General features: G+C 67.6%; 16 protein-coding genes. 4 read left to right on the plus strand and 12 right to left on the minus strand.

The window, feature by feature from the left end:
* Positions 1-11 precede the first annotated feature (11 nt).
* Positions 12-1,010, minus strand: a complete 999-nt coding sequence (locus QF040_RS23125; RefSeq protein WP_429612982.1) for a tripartite tricarboxylate transporter substrate binding protein — start codon at positions 1,008-1,010, stop codon at positions 12-14.
* 98 nt (positions 1,011-1,108) lie between these two features.
* Here QF040_RS23125 and QF040_RS23130 point away from each other — a divergent pair, with 98 nt between their 5' ends.
* A complete protein-coding gene (locus QF040_RS23130) occupies positions 1,109-2,035 on the plus strand; it encodes a LysR family transcriptional regulator (protein WP_429612983.1) in 927 nt (308 codons plus the stop codon).
* A 12-nt stretch (positions 2,036-2,047) separates the two neighbouring features.
* On the opposite strand, the gene QF040_RS23135 is transcribed toward QF040_RS23130, so the two are convergent.
* The 10 genes from QF040_RS23135 to argE form a co-directional block, all read right to left on the minus strand.
* On the minus strand, positions 2,048-2,368 hold the full coding sequence (locus QF040_RS23135) for a Dabb family protein (protein WP_306881045.1): 321 nt from the start codon (positions 2,366-2,368) through the stop codon (positions 2,048-2,050).
* Between the two features lie 165 nt (positions 2,369-2,533).
* Complete coding sequence (locus QF040_RS23140; protein ID WP_429612984.1) at positions 2,534-3,712, minus strand: acyl-CoA dehydrogenase family protein; 1,179 nt, start codon at positions 3,710-3,712, stop codon at positions 2,534-2,536.
* A 12-nt stretch (positions 3,713-3,724) separates the two neighbouring features.
* On the minus strand, positions 3,725-4,885 hold the full coding sequence (locus tag QF040_RS23145) for an acyl-CoA dehydrogenase family protein (protein ID WP_429612985.1): 1,161 nt from the start codon (positions 4,883-4,885) through the stop codon (positions 3,725-3,727).
* Positions 4,886-4,916: 31 nt separating this feature from the next.
* Positions 4,917-5,828: an SDR family oxidoreductase gene (locus QF040_RS23150; RefSeq protein ID WP_429612986.1), complete on the minus strand. Its 912-nt coding sequence runs from the start codon at positions 5,826-5,828 to the stop codon at positions 4,917-4,919.
* 40 nt (positions 5,829-5,868) lie between these two features.
* A complete protein-coding gene (locus tag QF040_RS23155; protein ID WP_429612987.1) occupies positions 5,869-7,821 on the minus strand; it encodes an acetyl/propionyl/methylcrotonyl-CoA carboxylase subunit alpha in 1,953 nt (650 codons plus the stop codon).
* Positions 7,818-9,428, minus strand: coding sequence for an acyl-CoA carboxylase subunit beta (locus QF040_RS23160; RefSeq protein ID WP_429612988.1), 1,611 nt, complete (start codon positions 9,426-9,428; stop codon positions 7,818-7,820). Before QF040_RS23160 ends, QF040_RS23155 begins: the two co-directional genes overlap by 4 nt.
* Positions 9,429-9,502: 74 nt before the next feature.
* Complete coding sequence (locus tag QF040_RS23165; protein WP_429612989.1) at positions 9,503-10,279, minus strand: MHYT domain-containing protein; 777 nt, start codon at positions 10,277-10,279, stop codon at positions 9,503-9,505.
* A gap of 134 nt (positions 10,280-10,413) precedes the next feature.
* Positions 10,414-12,123 (minus strand): hypothetical protein, encoded by a 1,710-nt coding sequence (locus QF040_RS23170; RefSeq protein WP_429612990.1) that lies wholly within the window; start codon positions 12,121-12,123, stop codon positions 10,414-10,416.
* 118 nt (positions 12,124-12,241) lie between these two features.
* Positions 12,242-13,504 carry a DUF445 domain-containing protein gene (locus QF040_RS23175; protein WP_429612991.1) on the minus strand — a complete coding sequence of 421 codons (1,263 nt, stop codon included), beginning with the start codon at positions 13,502-13,504 and terminating at the stop codon, positions 12,242-12,244.
* Complete coding sequence (gene argE, locus QF040_RS23180; RefSeq protein WP_013538799.1) at positions 13,497-14,663, minus strand: acetylornithine deacetylase; 1,167 nt, start codon at positions 14,661-14,663, stop codon at positions 13,497-13,499. The genes QF040_RS23175 and argE overlap by 8 nt, the downstream gene beginning before the upstream one ends.
* Before the next feature lie 100 nt (positions 14,664-14,763).
* On the opposite strand from argE, the gene QF040_RS23185 reads away from it, so the two are divergent.
* The 3 genes from QF040_RS23185 (at position 14,764) to QF040_RS23195 (ending at position 18,424) form a co-directional block, all read left to right on the plus strand.
* Positions 14,764-15,957 (plus strand): glycerophosphodiester phosphodiesterase, encoded by a 1,194-nt coding sequence (locus QF040_RS23185; protein WP_429612992.1) that lies wholly within the window; start codon positions 14,764-14,766, stop codon positions 15,955-15,957.
* Between the two features lie 170 nt (positions 15,958-16,127).
* Entirely contained in the window at positions 16,128-17,333 is a 1,206-nt protein-coding gene (locus tag QF040_RS23190) for a M20 aminoacylase family protein (protein WP_307604636.1), read from the plus strand.
* Positions 17,330-18,424: a M14 family metallopeptidase gene (locus tag QF040_RS23195; protein WP_429612993.1), complete on the plus strand. Its 1,095-nt coding sequence runs from the start codon at positions 17,330-17,332 to the stop codon at positions 18,422-18,424. Before QF040_RS23190 ends, QF040_RS23195 begins: the two co-directional genes overlap by 4 nt.
* A 54-nt stretch (positions 18,425-18,478) precedes the next feature.
* Here QF040_RS23195 and QF040_RS23200 read toward each other — a convergent pair whose 3' ends face one another.
* The gene (locus QF040_RS23200; protein WP_429612994.1) at positions 18,479-20,152 is read right to left on the minus strand and encodes a thiamine pyrophosphate-binding protein; all 1,674 of its coding nucleotides are present in this window, start codon (positions 20,150-20,152) and stop codon (positions 18,479-18,481) included.
* Positions 20,153-20,296: the final 144 nt, after the last annotated feature.

A 20,296-nucleotide genomic window follows, 5' to 3' on the forward strand; every position in this document is an offset into this window, starting at 1 on the left:
CGGATGGCGTTTCACTGCGACTCGTAGCCGATGGACTTGACGAGTTCGCGGTAGCGGGCGATTTCGGCCGCGTAGAACTTCTCTCCCGCCTCCAGGCTCATCGGCTCGAACACGGTCTTGGCCTGCGACTCGAGCTGCGCACGCGCATGGGGGTTCCTCAGCGATGCGGCGATGGCCGCGTTGAGCTTTTCCGCGATCGGCCGCGCCGTGCCCTTGCGGACCATGTACGAGGTCCAGATGCCGAACTCGAAGCCCTTCATCGCCTTGCTGTCGGCGCTCGACTGCACGTTCTCGAACGGCGGCGGCAGGTTGTTCTTGCCCGACAGCGAGCCGACGACCCGCAGCCGGCCCTGCCGCGCGTAGTCCGCATAGAAGGCCTGGTAGGGCATGAAGGCGAAGTCGATCTGCCCGCCGATGAGATCCTGGATCAGCGGCGCGCCGCCCTTGTAGGGCACGTGCGTCGCCGGTGCGCCGATGCGCCTGGAGAACAGTTCGCCCAGCAGGTGGTACAGCGTGCCGGGGCCGGTCGAGCCGTAGGTGAGCGGCGCGTCCTTGCGCGACCGCGCGAGCTCGACCAGTTCGTCCAGCGAATGAACCGGCAGCTTGCTGCTGACCACGACCACCAGCGGCGAAGTGGCCACCGGCGCAATCCACTGGAAGTCTTCCGGCTTGTACCTGACCGCCTTGTTGACCAGCCCCGAAAGAATCAACTCGCTGGGCGAGCCCTGGAACAGGAAGTAGCCGTCGGCTGGCGCCGCCAGCACCTTGCCGGCGGCGATCGCACCGCTCGCGCCGCCCAGGTTCTCCACGATCACCTGTCCGCCAAGCTCCTTGCCGACCAGATCGTTGAGCACCCGCGCGGTGAAGTCGCTGGCGGCCCCCGCCGGGTAGGGGACCATCATCGCGATCACCTTCGAGGGGTAAGGCACCTGCGCCATCGCGGCCGTGCCGCCACCGAAGAAAACCGCCCCTGCAAAGCCTGCACAGAGCCATTGACCGAACCGATTCATGGGGTGTCCTGGGTTCAAAAGTAGTACGCGGTGGATGCTAGGAATCAGGGTTTCATCTGTCCAATGCATTGTTTTTGTAATTACCATGAGCCTCGCTCATGAACCTGCAGCAGCTCGACCATCTGTTGGCGCTCGCCGAAACGGGCTCGTTCAGCCGCGCGTCCGAGAAGGTGCACCTCACGCAGCCGGCCTTGAGCCGCAGCATCCAGATGCTCGAGCAGGAGCTGGGCATGCAGCTGGTCGACCGCATCGGCAAGCGCAACGAGCTCACGCCTTTCGGCGCGATGGTGCTGGCGCGCGCCAAGCGCATCTCGGCGGAGGCGCACGAACTCAAGCGCGCCGCGGCGCTGCTCGCCGAGGGGCAGGCCGGCTCGGTGCGGCTGGGTTTCGGCGCGGCGCCGAGCGCCTTGTTCTCGGCGCCGCTCCTGATCCACATGCTGCGCAACCACCCGCGCGTGGGCGTGCAGTTGCACGGCGGCGGGCCGGACCTTCAGCTCGCCGCGCTGCGCGCGCGGGCCATCGATGCCGTGGTGCTCACCTACCGCGCGGTGTCACCGAGGGACGACCTGCACATCGACGTGCTGCCGACGATGCGCTCGGGCTTTGTCTGCCGGCGCGGGCATCCGCTGCTGCGGCAGGGTGCATCGGCGGTGCGCTTCGCCGACCTCACGCGGTATCCGGTGGTCTCGACGATGGTGAGCGACGACGTGGCGCGCCTGCTCGTCGAGCGCTACGGCAGTGAGGCGAGTCCGCAGCGCTGGCTGCATGTGTCGTCGGAAGAAATCGGCGCGCTGATCGAAGCCGTGCGCAACACCGATGCGGTCTTTCTCGGGGTGCTCGCGGCCACTCGTGCGTTGCTCGACAGCGGCGAACTGGTGGAGCTGAAGGTCGACCCCGCCGCGGGCTTGAACGCCCAGTTCGCCTTCGTCACGCTCGCAGGCCGGACCGAAGCGCCGGCACTTCAGCTCGTGCGTTCGTTCTGCGTCGATCTCGCGCGGGCCGAATCGGAAGCAGTCCGTGGTTAGCGAGCCTGCGGCTCACTCCATCGCGTAGTCGACCTGGTGCCGCGCGATCCGCAGATCGCCCAACTCCTCGCGCACCCGCAGATGCGCGGGGTGCGTGGCATAGCCGTCGAGCGATGCCTGGCTGTCGAACTCGCTGTAGAGCACCACGTCGCAGGCGTAGGCGATGCGGCTCGAATCGACGCCCACCTCGAGGTGCAGCAGCCCTGGGATCTGTCCGCGCAGCGATTCGAACTTGCGCTTGAGCAACTGCACGGCCTCCGCCTTTTCTTCAGGCGATTCGCCGCGCAGGTCCCACATCACGATGTGCTTGAACATGGTGCGGGGCTCGTTCATTCGGCGGAATCGGGCTTGTCGAAGAGATGGAAAACAAGGATCACGGCGGCTCCGGCTTCATGCAATGTGCGGCCGATGGTAAGCAGGCCTCGCGCGAAAGGCCATGCGCCGGGCACCTCGCCGGTGAAGAACAGTTTTCCGCTGGCGGAAAGGCGATGCGGTGCGCTACAGCCAGCCGAGCTGCCGCGCCGCTAGCTCCTTCATGATTTCCTCGGCACCGCCGCCGATCATCATCACCTTGACTTCGCGGTAGATGCGCTCGCTCGTCGTGCCGCGCATGAAGCCCATGCCGCCGAGGATCTGCACGGCCTGGTCGGCGCAGAACTGCATGGTCTGCGTCGCGTGGTTCTTGAGCATGCAGACCTGCGCCACCCATTCGGGCGCGTTGAAGCGGCCGGCCGCTTCATGCGCATCGCCTTCCGTGGACACCGCCTCGATCCATGCTTCGGTGGAGGCGATGCGCATCTGCATGTCCACCAGCTTGTGGCGCACCGCCTGGTGTTCGATGAGCGCGGCACCGAAGGTCTTGCGCTCGTGCGACCAGGCCAGGGCTTCGTCGAGGCAGGCCTGCGCGAAGCCGAGCGCGCCGGCTGCGAGGCCGATGCGTTCGCCGTTGAAGTTGCCCATGATCATTCGGAAGCCCACACCTTCGTCGCCGAGCAGGTAGCGCGCCGGCACGCGGACGTTGTCGAAGTGCAGCGCGGCGGTGTCGGAGCACAGCCAGCCCATCTTCGCGAGGCGCGTGCGCGAAAGGCCGGGTGCATCGCCGGGCACCAGCAGCATCGAGATGCCGCCTGCACCGCGTCCTTCCCCGGTGCGTACGGCGACCGTGATCCAGTCGGCGCGCATGCCCGAGGTGATGAAGGTCTTCTCGCCGTTCAGCACGTAGTGATCACCGTCGCCTGCACTCTCCCGTCTGGCCGTCGTGCGCAGCGCCGCGACATCGGAGCCGCCGCCGGGTTCGGTGATCGCAAGCGCCGCGATCTTCTCGCCGCGCAGCACGGCGGGCACGACCTCGTGGCGCACGGCGTCGCTCGCATGCAGCGCCACCGGCGGCAGGCCGATGTTGTGCGAGAACAGGCTCGCGAGCACGCCACCGCTCTTGCCGTGGCGCGCGAGGGCGATCCATGCGGGAAGCTTGAGCGAATACGAGGCCGGCGTGCCGCCGAGCGCTTCGGGATAGCCAAGCCCGAGCAGCCCAAGCTCCGCGGCGCGCGTGTAGAGCGCGCGCGGAAATTCGCCCGCGTCGTCCCAGGCTTCGACATTCGGCGCGATCTCGATTTCGGCAAAGCGCCGCACCGTGTCGGCGAGCGCCGCGCGGTCGGCTTGCAGTTCAGCGTCCATGCGCAGCCAGCCTCAACCGCGCGGCGGCCGCTTGGCGATGCCCATCGTCTTTGCGAGGATGCCGAGCATCACTTCGTCCGCACCGCCGCCGATCGAGCCGAGGCGGCCATCGCGGTACAGGCGCGACACGCGGTTCTCCAGCGTGAAACCCATGCCGCCCCAGAACTGCAGGCAGGTGTCCGACACCTGCCGCGTGAGCCGCCCCGTCTTGAGCTTGGCCATCGAGGCGAGTTCGAGCACGTCCTCGCCCTGCACATGCAGGTCGCAGGCGCGGTAGGTGAGCGCGCGCAGTGCCTCCACTTCGGTCTTGAGTTCGGCCAGCTTGAACTGCACCCACTGCTGGTCGGCCAGCGTGCCGCCGAACATGTGGCGCTGCTGCGCCCATTCGATGGTCTGCGCGATGCAGTCTTCCATCGGTTCGAGCGAGCTGGCGGCGGCCCAGAGACGCTCTTCCTGGAACTGCTGCATCTGGTAGACGAAGCCCTGGCCCTCGTCGCCGATGCGGTAGCGCTGCGGCACGCGCACGTTGTCGAAGTAGATGAGCCCGGTATCGCTTGAGTTCATGCCGATCTTGCGGATCTTCTTGGCCTTCTCGATGCCGGGGCTGTTCATCGGCACCATCACCAGCGACTTGTTGCGGTGCACGGGGCCGTCGCTGGTGTTGACCAGCATGCACATCCAGTCGGCCTGCAGGCTGTTGGTGATCCACATCTTCTGGCCGCTGATGAGGTAGTCGTCGCCGTCCTTGCGCGCGTGGCTCTTCAAACCCGCGACGTCGCTGCCCGCGCCGGGCTCGCTCACGCCGATGCAGCCGACCGTGTCGCCCGCGATGGCGGGTGCGAGGAATTCGCGGCGCAGCTCGTCGCTGCCGAAGCGTGCGAGCGCGGGTGTGCACATGTCGGTCTGCACGCCGATGGCCATCGGCACGCCGCCGCAGCTCACATGGCCGAGCGCCTCGGCCATCGCCATCGCGTACGAGTAGTCGAGGCCGGCGCCGCCGAAGGCTTCGGGCTTGTTCAGGCCCAGCATGCCGAGGTTGCCGAGCTTCTTGAAGACCTCGTGTGCGGGGAAGATCTCGGCCGCTTCCCATTCGTCGACGTGCGGGTTGATCTCGTCATCGATGAAGCGGCGCAGCGTCTTCTGGATCTCGAGATGTTCGTGGGTGTACTGCATGTCGCTTGTTTCCGATCAGTCAATCAATCAATCAATCGTTCGTTTCTTTGTCCTGGAACACGCGGGGCGTCTGCGCCAGATGGAAGCCGTCGAACGGCCGCACTGCCGGGCGCTGCTGCGCCGCTGCATCCGGCAGCGCCATCGGCCAGCCCATGCGCACCTGCGGCCGCGCGCCGTCCACGCGCAGCACGCTGCCGCTGATGAAGCTCGCCGCCGGGCTCAAGAGGAAGGCGATGGCCGCGGAGGTCTCAGCCTCGTTGCCGAAGCGGCCTGCGGGCACGGTCTTGCGCATCGCGCGCAGCATGTCGCCAGCCTCGGGCGGGTAGTGGTCCATGCCGCTCGATGCGATGTAGCCCGGTGCCACCGCGTTCACGCGCACGCCGCTCGCGGCCCATTCGAGCGCGGCTGTCTCGGTGAAGCTCACCATGCCCGCGCGCGCCGCACCGCTATGGCCCATGTTGGGCATCGAGCCCCACATGTCCGCCACGATGTTGACGATGGCGCCGCCGTTCGCCTGCATGCTCTGCACGAAGCATTCGCGCGCCACGAGGAAGCCGCCGGTGAGATTGGTGTGGATCACCGCTTCCCAGCCCTTGGCCGAGATGGCGGCGAGCGGCGTGATGTACTGGCCGCCCGCGTTGTTGACCAAGCCGTCGATCCGGCCGTGTGCCGCAACGACCTCTGCGATCGCCGCGCGCACAGCTTCTTCCTGGCGGATGTCGAAGGCCTGGGTGATGGCCTTTCCGCCGGCGGTAGCGATTTCTTTCTGTACCTGCTGCAGCTTCTCGGCATTTCGGCCGACAAGCACGACCTGCGCGCCGAGCGATGCGAGCTCGTGCGCCGTGCAGCGGCCGATGCCCGAGCCGCCGCCAGTGACGACGATCACCTGTCCATCGAACAGGCCGGGCGAGAACACGGAGCGGTAGCGGGAAGAGGCGTTCATTCGAATGGCTTTCAGGAAATCGGGAAGACGGTGCGCCGCGTCATGCCTCGGCAATCTCCGCCACCACATGGCGCGCGGCCACCTGCGCGCCCACCGCGACATGCAGCGCTGCGACGCGGCCTGCACGCGGCGCGCAATGCACGTGCTCCATCTTCATCGCCTCGAGCGTGACGAGGGGCTGGCCGGCAGCGACCGTGTCCCCCTCGGCGACCAGCAGCGCAATGACGCGGCCGTTCATCGAGGCGCGCAGCAGGCCATCGCCGCCCGCAGCACCGGCGCGGGGCACCGCCACATGCGTGAGGTTCTCGAGTTCGAAGGCCTGGCCGCGGAAATGAATCCACAGGTGCGTGGCGGACTTGCGCACCGACATGGCCTGCCCGGAAACACCGCCGCATGAGAAGCGCACGACGCCGTCAGCGGGCAGCGCAAGCAGTTCGATGCGCTCGGGTGTGGTTGCATCGAGTGCGACATCGAAACGGCCTGCGCCTTGCGGCGTCATGCGTGCCGCATGCACCTCGCCGTTGAGCGAAAAGCGCAGTGCGTTGGGCAGCGTGTGCGCAAGCGGTGAAGGCCAACCGCGCTCGCCGAGTTGAAGCAGCAGCGCAGCCAGCAACGCGGCACGGCCTTCCGTTCCGGCGTCAGGCGCGAGCAGCGCCTCGGCATGCTCGGCGATGAAGGCCGTCGTCGCCGCGCCCTCGGCAAACACCGGATGCGACAGCGCGCGCTGCAGAAACTCTTGGTTGGTCGCGATGCCGAGCGCCACAGTGTCCTGCACGCCTGCGACGAGACGCTGCCTCGTTTCGTCGCGCGTGCGGCCGTGCGACACCAGCTTGGCGATCATCGAATCGTAGAACGCCGGCACTTCGGCGCCATCGCGCAGCGCGTGTTCGATGCGAAGAGCCGGCGACGGCCGCCATGCAGCGAGCGTGCCGCTCTGCGGCATGAAGCCCTGCTGCGGGTCTTCGGCGCACAGGCGCACTTCGATCGCGTGGCCGTTCATCTGCACGTCCTGCTGAGTGAGCGGCAATGGCTCTCCGGCGGCGACGCGCAACTGCAACTCGACGAGGTCGAGCCCCGTCACCGCCTCCGTCACCGGATGCTCCACCTGCAGCCGCGTATTCATTTCCATGAACCAGTATTGGCCGCCGGCATCGAGCAGGAATTCGAGCGTGCCCGCGCCTTCGTACGAGATGGCTTTTGCCGCGGCGACGGCGGTCGCGCCCATGCGTTCGCGCAATTCAGCAGACACGGCCGGCGACGGCGATTCCTCGATCACCTTCTGATGCCGCCGCTGCACCGAGCAGTCGCGCTCGCCGAGGTGGATGGCATTGCCGTGTCGGTCGGCGAACACCTGGATCTCGATGTGGCGCGGCGCGACGATCGCGCGCTCCAGGATCACGGCCGCATCGCCGAAAGCGTTGAGCGCTTCGGACTGCGCGCTCTGCAGCAGGTCGGCAAATGCGGCAGCTGTTGGCACGAGCCGCATGCCGCGACCGCCGCCGCCGGCGGTCGCCTTGATCATCACGGGCCAGCCGATGCGCGCGGCTTCGGCTGCGAGCGTGGATTGGCTCTGGTCTTCGCCCTGGTAGCCGGGAATGCACGGCACGCCGGCCGCCTGCATGAGTCGCTTGGCGCCCGCCTTGTCGCCCATCGCGCGGATGGCTTCGGGCGTAGGACCGATGAAGACGAAGCCGGCATCACGGCAGGCCTGTGCGAACTCCGCGTTCTCCGCGAGAAATCCGTAGCCGGGATGCACGGCCTCTGCGCCGCTCGCACGTGCGGCCTCGATGATCGCGGCGATGTTGAGGTAGCTCTGCGCGGGCAGCGACTCACCGATCCACACGGCCTGCTCGGCTTGCCGCACATGTTCCGCGTCGACATCGGCGCTCGAATACACAGCGACGGTGCGATAGCCCATGGCGCGGGCGGTGCGCATCACACGCACCGTGATTTCGCCGCGGTTGGCGATGAGGATCTTGTTGAATCCCTTCATGGCCGCGCCACCGAGAACTGCATCGCCTGCGGCACGCGCGCATCGGCATCGCGGCACACCGACAGCACCTCGGCCAGCACCGCACGCGTGTCGCGCGGATCGATCACGCCGTCGTCCAGCAGCATCGCGCTGGTGGTGAACACGCTCATCTGCCGGTCGAAGCGCTCGACGATCTGCTGCTGCATCGCATCGATCTTCGCGGTGTCGACCGCACCCTTGCGCGCCATGCCGGCCTCCATGACGATGGCCATGGTCTTGGCCGCCTGCTCGCCGCCCATCACGGCGGTGCGCGCATTCGGCCACGAGAAGCAGAAGCGCGGCGCGAAGCCGCGGCCGCACATGCCGTAGTTGCCCGCGCCGTACGAGGCGCCGCAGTACAGCGTGATCTGCGGCACGGTCGCATTCGTCACGGCCTGGATCATCTTGGCGCCGTGCTTGATGATGCCGGCCTCCTCGTGCGCGCGGCCCACCATGTAGCCGGTGATGTTCTGCAGGTAGACGATGGGCGTGCGCGACTGGCAGCAGGCCTGGATGAAGTGCGTGGCCTTGGTCGCGCCGTCGGAGTCGATCGGGCCGTTGTTGGTGACGATGCCCACCGCATGGCCTTCGATCCGGATGTGGCCGCAGACGGTGGCGCTGCCGTAGTGCTCGCTGAATTCGAGGAACTCGGAGCCGTCGGCGATGCGCGCGATGACCTCCCGCATGTCCACCGGCCGGCGTCCGTCGCTCGGCATGACGCCCAGCAGGTCTTCGGCGTCGTAGCGCGGCGGCGTGAAGGCGCGCGGTGCTTCGTCGCAGGTCCAGTCGATGCCGCCGAGGATCGAACGCGCGATGCGGATGGCGTCGCGATCGTCTTCGGCGAGGTAGTCGCCCAGGCCCGAGATGTGGGTGTGCATCACGGCACCGCCGAGTTCTTCTTCGGTCGCGATCTCGCCGGTGGCGGCCTTCAGCAAGGGCGGCCCCGCGAGAAAGGCCCGGGTGCGGTCGCGCACCATCACGATGTAGTCCGACAAACCCGTCTGGTAGGCGCCGCCCGCGGTCGAAGAGCCGTGCGTCACCGTCACCACCGGCAGCCCCGCCGCCGAGAGCCGCGCGAGGTTGCGAAAGATGCTGCCGCCGCGCACGAAGTCCTGCACGCGGTACTGCATGAGGTTGGCGCCGGCGCTTTCGACCAGCTGCACGTAGGGGAGCTTGTTCTCCAACGCGATCTCTTGCACGCGCAGTTGCTTGTCCAGGCCCATCGGTTGCAGCGCGCCGGCGTCGATGCCCGAATCGGAGGCGCTCACCATGCAGCGCACGCCCGCGACCTGGCCGATGCCGGAGATCAACCCGCCGCCGGGCACGCTCTTCGAAAGATCGGGGTTGTCATGACCGAGGCCTGCGAGCGAGGCCAGCGGAAGAAAGGGCGCGCCGGTGTCCAGCAGCAGCGCGATGCGCTCGCGCGGCAAGAGCTGGCCGCGCTTGGCAAAGCGCTCGGCCGAGGCGCCCGAGGCGGCCGCGGCGCGGGCCTCGTGCGCACGCACCTGGTCCAGCAGCGCGAGCATGCCGGTGCGGTTGGCCTGGAAGGTGTCGCTGGCCGATGACAGCCGGGATTCGATGACGGGCATGGGGTCTGTGCAGGTCGCTGGTTTTTCGCTCTGCACAGACTGTAGGGACCGGGCCTTCCGCCCGCTTGCGCCAACTAGCTGGTGCGGGGGCGGGCGCGCTGCGGCGTCGGGGCGTCGAGGCTGCTGCCGGTGGCCACCCAGTAGATGAAGATCAGCACCGCACCGGCCGTGCCGAACACCGACAGGCCCATGTAGCTGCCGCCGATGGCGAGCGCATCGGTCGGCGCCGCGGCCGTGCAGATCATGCTGGCGGCGGTCATGCCTACGTAGTGCATCGTGCAGACCGCCACGCCCATCACCGCGGCGGCGCCGATCTGATGGCTCAACTTGCGCAGGTTGAAGGCCAGCCACAAGGCGGCCGCGGCGGCGGTGATTGCGATCACCACCGACAGCGCGACGGTCCCCATGTCGAGCTCCATCGTGGCGCGCATGTTCATCGCGAACATCCCCATGTAGTGCATCACGCAGACGCCGATGCCTGCCAGCAGGCTGCCGGCCGCCCAGCCGGGTTTGCTGAACTTGCGCCTGCCACCGGCCAGGTAAAGGGCGATGCCGGAGATCAGGATCGCCGCCACGAGCGACACGATCGTCAGCGGCATGTTGTACGAAATGGCCACCGGCAACCGGTAGGCCAGCATGCCGATGAAGTGCATCGACCAGATGCCGATGCCACCGAGCGCCACCGCGGCGCAGGCCACGAGGGCGAGGTTGGGTTTGCCGTCCGCGTTGACCATGCGGCCCGCGCAGATCAGCGCCACCAGCGATCCCGCGAACGAGATGAGGAATGAAAGCGCCACCAACCCCAGCGAGTACTCGGGCGACAGCAACTGGCCTACGACGAGGGGAGTCATGCGTTTTTCCTTTCAGAGCCAAACGCCTGCAAAACCCCGGAAAAACGGATGTGACCGGGGCACCAGAGCGGCGTCCCGGCCAGTTTGTAATATTTGTTTTTAAAAGTAAATAGAAATCTGTACTTATCGTTACCCTACCTTACGGCGCGGATTCGATATATCGCATTGTTGCGGTCGGCGCTCACATAGACGGTGCCGTCGGCACCCACGGCCACGCCGGTGACCACGTACGGCGGCGGGAGGCCGGGCCCGGGCGCGAGGCCGATCGGCAGGTTCTCGGCGATGGTCCGGCGGGTGCCATTGGCCGGGTCGATTTCCACGAGCCGCCCCGCCGCGCTCTCGGCCACGATGAAGGTGCCCCACGGCGTCTGTGCCACGCCCTCGGGCAGCGCGAGGCCGTCGACGATGGTGCGCAGCGGCGCGCTGGCATCGAGCGGAATGCGCAGCAGCTTGCCGGCTGCCTCGGTGACGTAGAGCGCGCCGTCCTGGCCCAGGACCATCTGCACCGGGCCGTTCAATCCACTAGCAAGCACTGACTTTTCTGCGAACTTAGGCCCGCTGGCCCGCGTGATACTGCCGGTCGCGATTTCGGCATAGATCACGCTGCCGTCGGGCATGGGGATCGCATCGAACGGCGCCTTCAGGCCGTGGATGGTTGTGATGGTCTTGAGCGTCTGGCGATCGACCAGTTGGACCGTGCCGGTGAACCACGAGGTCAGCGCGAAGCGCGTGGGCGAGAGGCCGACCGCGAAGGGATAGTCGAGCTCCGGCTCGCGCTGCATGCGGAACACGTCGCGCACTTCGCCGGTGCGCACGTCCACCTGACGGAAGCCGAAGACGTCGGCCACCCAGAGGTCGTTGCCGTCGATCTTCAGGCCCGCGGGCACCGCCACCTTGCCGCTGGTGAGGGTGCGCAGGTCGCCCGTGGCGGGGTTGAAGGCCTGCACCTCGTTGTTGGCCATGTTCGACACGTAGATCGTGCCGTCCGGCGCGATGACGAGGTTGTCGAGCGAGGGCCGAAGCTGCTTGGCGACGGTCTTGTTGCCGGTGGCGAGCTCGACCCGCACCAGCTCGCCGCTGCGCGCATCGACCACCCACAGGTTGCCCTTGCCGTCGAGGTTGGCTGCGGCCGGGATCTTGAAGCCATCGGCAATCACGGTCATGTTGCCGTTCGCCGGATCGATCTTCACCACCTGGCCCTTGAACCACAGCGGCCCGTAGAGCAGGCCGTCGGGCCCGACCTCGAAGCCGTTGAAGCCGCCCATGTCCTTCTTGATGAGCCGCGGCGGCTTCTGGCCGGCGCGGTCGATTTCCCACAGCGCATCGCCCAGGAACACCTGCGAGGCGTAGAGCTTGCCGTTCTTGCGGTCGAAGTCCAGCGAGTTGAGGCCGGGCAGGTCCTTGGCGAGCACGCGCATCGGCGCGGTGTCGCTCTCGCGGTAGCGCAGCATGCCCATGAGGTAGTTGGTCCACGCCAGCTCGCCCTGCGGGCCGACCGCGATGTCGTCGGCCTGGCCTTCGGGCGCGTCGATCAGCACCTTGGCCGCGCCGGTGGTGCGGTCGACTTCCCACAGCGTGTTGCCGAGCACCGAGCCCGCGAGCAGCCGGCCCTTGGCATCGATGGCCAGGCCGTGCACACCCGAAAACGACGACGGCGGCACCAGCGCCTCGGGCGCGGTCCACGAGGCGGGCCGGCCGGTCGCCGTTGGCGACGGCAAGGGCGGCGTAGACGTCGGAATCGCGGGCGTGGGCGAGGGCAAAAGCGGTGCAACGGTGCTGCAGGCGCCCAGCAGGGCGAGCACGGCGACCAGCGCAGCAGCGCTGCGGAACGAGCCACGGGGCATGTCTTCTCCTTCTTGTGAATGCGCGCGCAGTCTAGAAGGAGCCCGGGGCCGTGGCGCGATCTCTTCCGCGACATGCGGACTTTCGTCCGCTGCGGATTACCCGCGGATCAAGGGCCGCTCAGCCGCGCAGCAACTGCGTGATGGTGTGGATCGCAAGCCCCACGAGCCCGCCCACCAGCGTGCCGTTGATGCGGATGAACTGCAGGTCGCGCCCGATGTGGCGCTCCAGTTCCACCGTCATCTCCTCGGCGTTCCACTCGCCGACCCGCTCCTCGATGTAACGGCGGATGTCCTCCCGATAGCGCTCGATCGCCAGGGGCGCGGCGGCCTCGATCTGCTCGTTGATCCAGTGGCGGATGGCGTCGTCGGCCTGCAGCCGGGTGCCGAGCGCGCCGGCCATCGATGCGATGCGCTGGCGGATCGTCGAATCGCCGCGGCGCAGGTCGCCGTCCAGCCACGCGAGCAGTTCGCCCCAGAGCCCGTGCAGGTAGTCGCCGAGCGCGGGATGCGCCATCAGCTCGGCGCGGATCTGCTCGCCGCGCTGCTGGAACTCGGGGTCGAGCTTCAGGCGCACCACGAAATCGTCGACGAAATGGTCGAAGCGCTTGCGCATCGGATGGTCGGGCTCGGCGGCCAGTTCGCCGATGGTGTGCGCGACGGCGGCCACGATCTTGCGCGTGGCGAGCTTGGCCGCGACCTGGTCGAGGCCGACGTAGCGCAGCGTCTTGATCTCGCGCGCGATGGCTTCGGTGATGTGCGCCTGCACCTCGTCGCCTTCGAGCAGGCCCGCCACTTGGTGCAGCACGTCGTCGAGCAGCGCCTGGTGGCGGCCGCCCGCGGTGAGCGCATCGAGCGCCTGGCCGGTGAGGCGCGAGAGGTCGATCTTCTCGAGGCCCGCTGCGGCCGCGCGGCCCATGAAGTCGCGCACGCGGTCGTCGTCGAAGGCGGTGAGCCCGTAGCGCGTGGCGGCCACGCCCCATTCGCCCAGCTTCTCGCCGCTCGCGGGCCGCGCGAGCCAGTCGGCGATGCGGCCGGCGGTGTCGAACTCGCGCAGCTTGGCGAGCACCTGTTCGGTGCTCAGGAAGTTGTTGCAGATGAAGCCCGCGAGCTTCGCGCCGATGCGGTCCTTGTTGCTCGGGATGATCGCGGTGTGCGGAATCGGCAGGCCCAGCGGATGGCGGAACAGCGCCACCACCGCGAACCAGTCGGCAATCGCGCCGACCATCGCGGCCTCGGCGAACGCGGCCACATAGCCCCAGGCCGGATGCTGCGCGTGCAGCACGCTCGCCAGCGCGTAAAGCAGCGCCGCCGCGCACAAGAGGCCGAGCGCGACGCGCTTCATGCGCCGCAGCGCGGCGCTGCTTGGGTCTTCTTCAGCCAATGGTGTGCGAAGTGGCGAGGCGTTCCATGAACAGCTCGCAGCGCGCGAGTTGCTCCAGGCTCACGAACTCGTCGGGCTGGTGCGCCTGCTCGATGCTGCCCGGGCCGCACACCACCGTGGGGATGCCGGCGTTCTTGAACAGGCCCGCTTCGGTGCCGAAGGCCACCAACGTGGTGCGGTCCTCGCCCGCCAGGCGCTGCGCGAGCAGCGTGACCGGATCGTTCGCCGCGCCGAGGAAGCTCGGTATCTCGCAGATCGTCTCGAACTTGAAGCCCGCATCGGGCGCCACCTTCTTCATCGCGGGCTCGAGCCCCGCCGCATAGGCCAGCACGTCGGACTGCATGCGCTTGGCGTCGGCCGTGGGCAGGTCGCGGAATTCATAGCGGAACTCGGCATCGCGCGGCACCACGTTGTCGGCGATGCCGCCGTGGAACTGGCCCACGCTCGCGGTGCTGAAGGGTACATCGAAGCCCTCGTAGCGCGGCTCGCTGCGCTCGAAGTCTTCCGCCATGTCGCGCACCTTGCCGATCACGCGCGCAGCCATCTCGATGGCGTTGACCGACTTGGGCGTGAGCGACGAATGCGCCTCCTTGCCGCGCACGCAGCACTTGTAGCGGTACACGCCCTTGTGCGCGATGGCCGGCACCATGCTGGTGGGTTCGCCCACGATGCAGGCGAGCGGCTTGATGCCCGCATCGCGCATGTCGGCGATGAGTTCCTTCACGCCGAAGCAGCCGATTTCTTCCTCGTAGCTGAAGGCAAAGTGCACCGCGAAGGGCGAGTCGCTTTCAAGAAAACGCTTGGCATTGGAGAGCGCGATGGCGATGAAGCTCTTCATGTCGGCCGAACCGCGGCCGTAGAGGCGTTCGTGCTGCACCACGGCCGAGAGCGGATCGACGCTCCAGTCCTGGCCGTCCCAGGGCACCGTATCGGTGTGCCCCGAAATGATGACTCCGGCCGGCTTGCCCTCGCCCAGCGTGGCAAAGAGGTTCGCCTTGGTGCGCTCGGCGTTGTAGGTGATGCGGCTCTTCACGCCGAGGGCGGCGAGGTGGCTCTGCGCGAGGTCGATCAGCTGCAGGTTGCTGTTCTCGCTGACGGTGTTCATGCGCACCAGCGACTGGGCCAGCGCGAGGCTTTGGGGGGAAAGCGTGTGGGGCATGCAACAGATTGTCCAAGAAGTCGATGCCCCGCGTCCGCGGTTGTCCCGGCTGTCATCGGGAGCGGGTACCCTGCGCCTCTTTTGGATGGAGAAAAAAACCATGCGCACCCTTCAGATCGCACTGACCGCCACCGCCGCCCTGTGCCTGGCCGCCTGCGGCAGCACCGGCCCCTCGGGTCCCGCCAAGCTGCTGACGCTCGACGGCAATCCGCCGCTGGTCATCGCCCACCGCGGCGCCTCGGGCTACCTGCCGGAACAGACGCTGGAGGCCTACGCGAAAGCCATCGAACTGGGTGCCGACGTGATCGAGATGGACCTGGTCTCCACCAAGGACGGCGTGCTCATCGCCCGCCACGACCCCAACCTGGCCATCAGCACCGACGTGGCCAAGCACGCCCGCTTCGCCTCGCGCAAGAAGACCATCAAGGTCGACGGCGAAACCCAGACCGGCTGGTTCAGCAACGACTTCACGCTGGCCGAGATCAAGACGCTGGGCGGCATCTCGACCGACGCCGAGCGCCCGCAGGAATTCAACGGCAAGTTCAAGATCGTGACCTTCCAGGAGATCATCGATTTCGCCAAGGCCAAGTCCAAGGAAACCGGCCGCACCATCGCGATCTATCCCGAGACCAAGAACCCGACCTACTTCCGTGACCTCGGCATGCCGATGGAAGACAAGGTCGTCGCCGCCATCACCGCGGCCGGCTGGAACAGCAAGACCGCGCCGATCTACGTGCAGTCGTTCGAGCCCGGGAGCCTCAAATACATGAAGGCCAAGGGCCTGAACACCAGGCTCATCCAGCTGATCGACGGCGACGGCATCGACATGAAGACCGGCGCCATGACCTATGCGATTCCGGTCGACCGCCCCTACGAATGGACCAAGGCCGGCGACACGCGCAACTTCGACGTCATGGTCACGCCCGCGGGCCTGGCCGAGATCAAGACCTATGCCGACGGCATCGGCCCGTGGAAGCGCTACATCGTGACCATCAAGGGCAGCATCGGCCCCGACGGCAAGCCGATCGATGTGAACAAGGACGGCAAGGTCAACGACGCCGACGCCACCTCGGTCTCGCCCACCTCCTTGATCGCCGATGCCCACAAGGCGGGCCTCTTCGTGCACCCCTTCACCTTCCGCAACGAGTCGCGCCGACTGGCCGCGGACTACAACAAGGACGGCAAGAACGAGTACGCGATTTATTACAAGCTCGGCGTGGACGGCGTTTTCACCGACTTCACCGATACCGCGATCGCCGCGCGTACCGAGTACCTCAAGAGCATGGGCCGCTGAGCCGTTTGGCTCTTTTCGAGGGACACCGCGGAACCGGCTTTGTCGGGCCGCAGGTGTCGCCCCCGGCGAGGGGGAAGGAGAAGCGACACGAAGTGCGCGCAGCCTGGGGGAGTGCGTAATTACCCGGCACGGTCTTTGCGGCGCATTCGGCAAAGCCTAGACTGTGTCCTATGAAACTCATCGATTCGCTCGTCACGCAGGCGGCCGGCATTGCCGCCGTCCGACGTGACCTCCACGCCCACCCCGAACTCTGTTTCCAGGAAGTCCGCACCGCCGATGTGGTGGCAGGCAAGCTCACCGAATGGGGCATTCCCATCCATCGGGGCCTGGGCACCACCGGCGTCGTCGGCATCGTCAAGAACGGCACCAGCAGCCGCGCGGTCGGCCTTCGCGCCGACATGGACGCGCTTCCCGTCACCGAGCTCAACACCTTCGCCCACGCCAGCAAGCACCACGGCAAGATGCACGCCTGCGGCCACGATGGCCACACCGCGATGCTGCTCGCAGCCGCCCAGCACCTGGCGAAGAACCGCAATTTCGACGGCACCGTCTACCTGATCTTCCAGCCGGCCGAAGAAGGCGGCGGCGGCGCCCGCGAAATGATCAAGGAAGGGCTCTTCGAGCAGTTCCCCATGGATGCCGTCTTCGGCATGCACAACTGGCCCGGCATGAAGGCCGGCCAGTTCGCCGTGAGCCCCGGCCCGGTGATGGCCTCGGGCAACAAGTTCTTCGTGAACGTGATCGGCAAGGGCGGCCACGCCGCACTGCCGCAGACCGGCATCGACCCGGTGCCGATCGCCTGCGAGATCGTGCAGGCCTTCCAGACCGTGCTCACCCGCAAGATGAAGCCGACCGATTCGGCCGTGATCTCGGTCACCACCATCCATGCGGGCGAAGCCAACAACGTGATTCCCGACAACTGCGAGCTGTCGGGCACGGTGCGCACCTTCTCGATCGAGGTGCTCGACATGATCGAAGCCAAGATGCGCCAGATCGCCGAGCACATCTGCGCGGCGCACGACGCGACCTGCGACTTCCGCTTCGAGCGCTACTACCCGCCCACCATCAACACCGAGGCCGAGGCCCACTTCGCGCGCGACGTGATGGCCGGCATCGTCGGCCCCGAGAACGTGCTGAAGCAGGAGGCCGCCATGACCTCCGAAGACTTCGCCTTCATGCTGCAGGCCAAGCCCGGCGCCTATGCCTTCATCGGCAACGGCGACGGCACGCACCGCGACGTGCACCACGGCGAAGGCCCCTGCACGCTGCACAACGCGAGCTACGACTTCAACGACGACCTGATCCCGCTGGGCGCCACCTGCTGGGTGCAGATCGCCGAGCAGTTCCTGAACAAGCCCGGCGGCAACGTCTCATGATCGGCATCGGCGAGGCCTTTTCGCCGCGCTACGCCCAGGCGCGCCAGAAGTTCCTGCAAGGCTGCGTGAGCGCGGGCCTCACCGTCGAGCCGCATGCACATCCGCTCAAGGGCCGCGACGGCGAAGACTTGTCGATGGACGTGGCGCTGGACGGCGATGCGAACGCCGAGCGCCTGCTGCTCGTCACGAGCGCCTGCCACGGCGTCGAGGGCCATTGCGGCAGCGGCGTGCAGGTGTTCGCGCTGCACGATGCCGAGTGGCGCGACAAGGCCAAGGCGCAGGGCGTGGCGGTGCTCTACGTGCACGCGCTCAACCCGCACGGCTTTTCGTACGGCCGGCGCGTGACGCACGAAAACGTCGACCTGAACCGCAACTTCATCGACTTCTCGCAGCCGGTGCCGGTCAACGAACCCTACGCCAAGCTGCATCCGCTGCTGCTGCCCGACACCTGGCCGCCCACGCCCGAGAACCAGGCGGCGGTCGAGAAGTGGATCGAGAAGCACGGCACCACTGCGTACCAAGCGGCCGTTACCAGCGGCCAGTACCAGTTCGACGATGGCCTGTTCTTCGGCGGCAAGGCGCCCACCTGGAGCAACAAGACCCTCCGCGGCGTGCTGCGCCGCCACGCGGGCAACGCCAAACACATCGCCTGGATCGACCTGCACACGGGACTCGGCCCCAACGGCCTGGGCGAGCGCATCTACGCGGGCAAGGACGACAAGACCGCCTATGCCCGCGCCAACGCCTGGTGGGGCACGCCCGCGGCGCCCGTCACGTCGATCTACGACGGTTCATCGACTTCGGCGCTGCTGCGCGGGCTGATGTGGGACGCCGTCTACGAGGAATGCCCGAAGGCCGAATACACCGGCATCGCACTCGAATACGGCACGCTGCCCATCCTCGAAGTGACGGGTGCCCTCCGCGCCGACCACTGGCTGCACAAGCACCCGGATGCGCCGGCCGACCTCGCCGACGGCATCCGTGCGCGGATGGTCGAGGCGTTCTATACGGACACTGACGCCTGGCGGGGGCAGATCGTCAGCCAGGCGCGGCAGGCGATGTTCCAGGCGGTGGATGGTCTGAGCGGCTGAACGGCTGACCGTTGGTTCGGGGTGCGGCCGGCAAGGGCCGCCCCGAACAACGCTTCAGTTCGCCGCCAGCGCAGCCTTGCGGATCGACTGCAGCGTGCTGGCCGGCGTGATCGCCTCCGGGTCCAGCAGGCAATGCAGGATCGCCGGCTTGCCGCTCGCCCGCGCACACGCGAGTGCGGGGCCGAACTCTTCCGTCGTGGTCACGCGTTCGCCGTGGCCGCCGAACACCTCGGCATAGCCGCGGAAGTCGGGGTTCTTCAACTGCGTGGCGCTGATGCGGCCGGGGTAGTGCTTTTCCTGGTGCATGCGGATCGTGCCGTACATGCCGTTGTCCAGCAGCACCACGAGGAGCGGCAGGCCGTACTGCACGGCAGTGGCGAACTCCTGCCCGTGCATCATGAAATCGCCGTCGCCCGCGAACACGACCACCTCGCGTTCGGGCCACAGCCGCTTGGCACCGACGCCGGCCGGCAGGCCGTAGCCCATCGAGCCGCTGGTCGGCGCGAGCTGGCTCGCGAACGCGCGGAACGGCCAGAAGCGATGCACCCAGGTCGCGAAGTTGCCCGCGCCGTTGCAGAAGATGGTGTCGGCCGGCAGTACCTCGCGCAGGTGCTGCATGACCTCGCCCATCTGCAGCGGGCCGGGAATGCGGATGGGGGCCGGGTCGCTCCAGCGCAGGAATTCTTCGCGCGCGATCTGGGTCTCGGCCTCCCACGCTGGCGCCGACGCCGGACGCAGCGCGGACACCGCTTCCGCGAAAGCCTGCGGCGTGGCATGGATGCCCTGCGCCGGTCGGTAGAGCTTGCCGAGCTCGTCGGCATCGGCGTGCACATGCACCAGCGCCTGCTTCGGCTGCGGAATCGCGAACAGCTCGTAGCCCTGCGACGGCACCTCCGAAAGACGCCCGCCCACCAGCAGCACGAGGTCCGCATCGCGGATGCGCGCCAGCATGCGCGGGTTCGCGCCGAGTCCCAGGTCGCCCGCGTAGCAGGGGTGCTCGGCGGACATCAGCATCTGGCGACGGAACGAGCAGTACACCGGGAGCGCATACGCCTCGGCGAACTGCGCGAACTGCTGCGTCGCGGCTTCGGACCAGCGGCTGCCGCCCAGGATGACGACCGGCCGCTGCGCCTGCGACAGCCGCTGCTGCAGCTCGGCCAGTTGCGCCGCGCCGGGATGGGTTTCGGTCACCGCATAAGGCAGCGCGTCGGCCACCACGGCGGCTTCGGTCAGCATGTCTTCGGGCAGCGCGATCACCACCGGACCGGGGCGGCCCGAGGTCGCGACATGGAAGGCGCGCGACACCAGTTCGGGCACACGCGCCGGATCGTCGATCTGCACGACCCACTTGGCCATCGTGCCGAAGACCGCGCCGTAGTCCAGTTCCTGGAAGGCCTCGCGACCCATCGCATCGCGCGCGACCTGGCCGACGAACAGCAGGAGCGGCGTCGAGTCCTGGTGCGCGATGTGCACGCCCGCTGCCGCGTTGGTGGCGCCGGGGCCGCGCGTGACGAAGCAGATGCCGGGCTTGCCGGTGAGCTTGCCCTGCGCCTCGGCCATCATCGTCGCGCCGCCCTCTTGCCGGCACACCGTCACGTCGATCGATGCATCGTGCAGCGCGTCGAGCACGGCCAGGAAGCTTTCGCCGGGCACGCAGAAGAGCTGCTGCACGCCGTGGGTGATGAGCTGGTCGACCAGGATCTGGCCGCCGGTGCGGGAGGAAGTCATGCTGTGTCCAATGCAATGAAGGTCTTGGTATTCGCTCCTTCCCCTTCCGGGGGAAGGCAGGGATGGGGGCAAGCGGCGTTGGATTCGCCGACAGCGATGGATACGCCGCGAGCCCCCACCCCTACCCTCCCCCGCGAGGGGAGG

The sequence above is a fragment of the Variovorax sp. W2I14 genome (assembly GCF_050435205.1).
In the GTDB taxonomy this organism is placed as follows: Bacteria; Pseudomonadota; Gammaproteobacteria; order Burkholderiales; family Burkholderiaceae_C; genus Variovorax; species Variovorax paradoxus_C.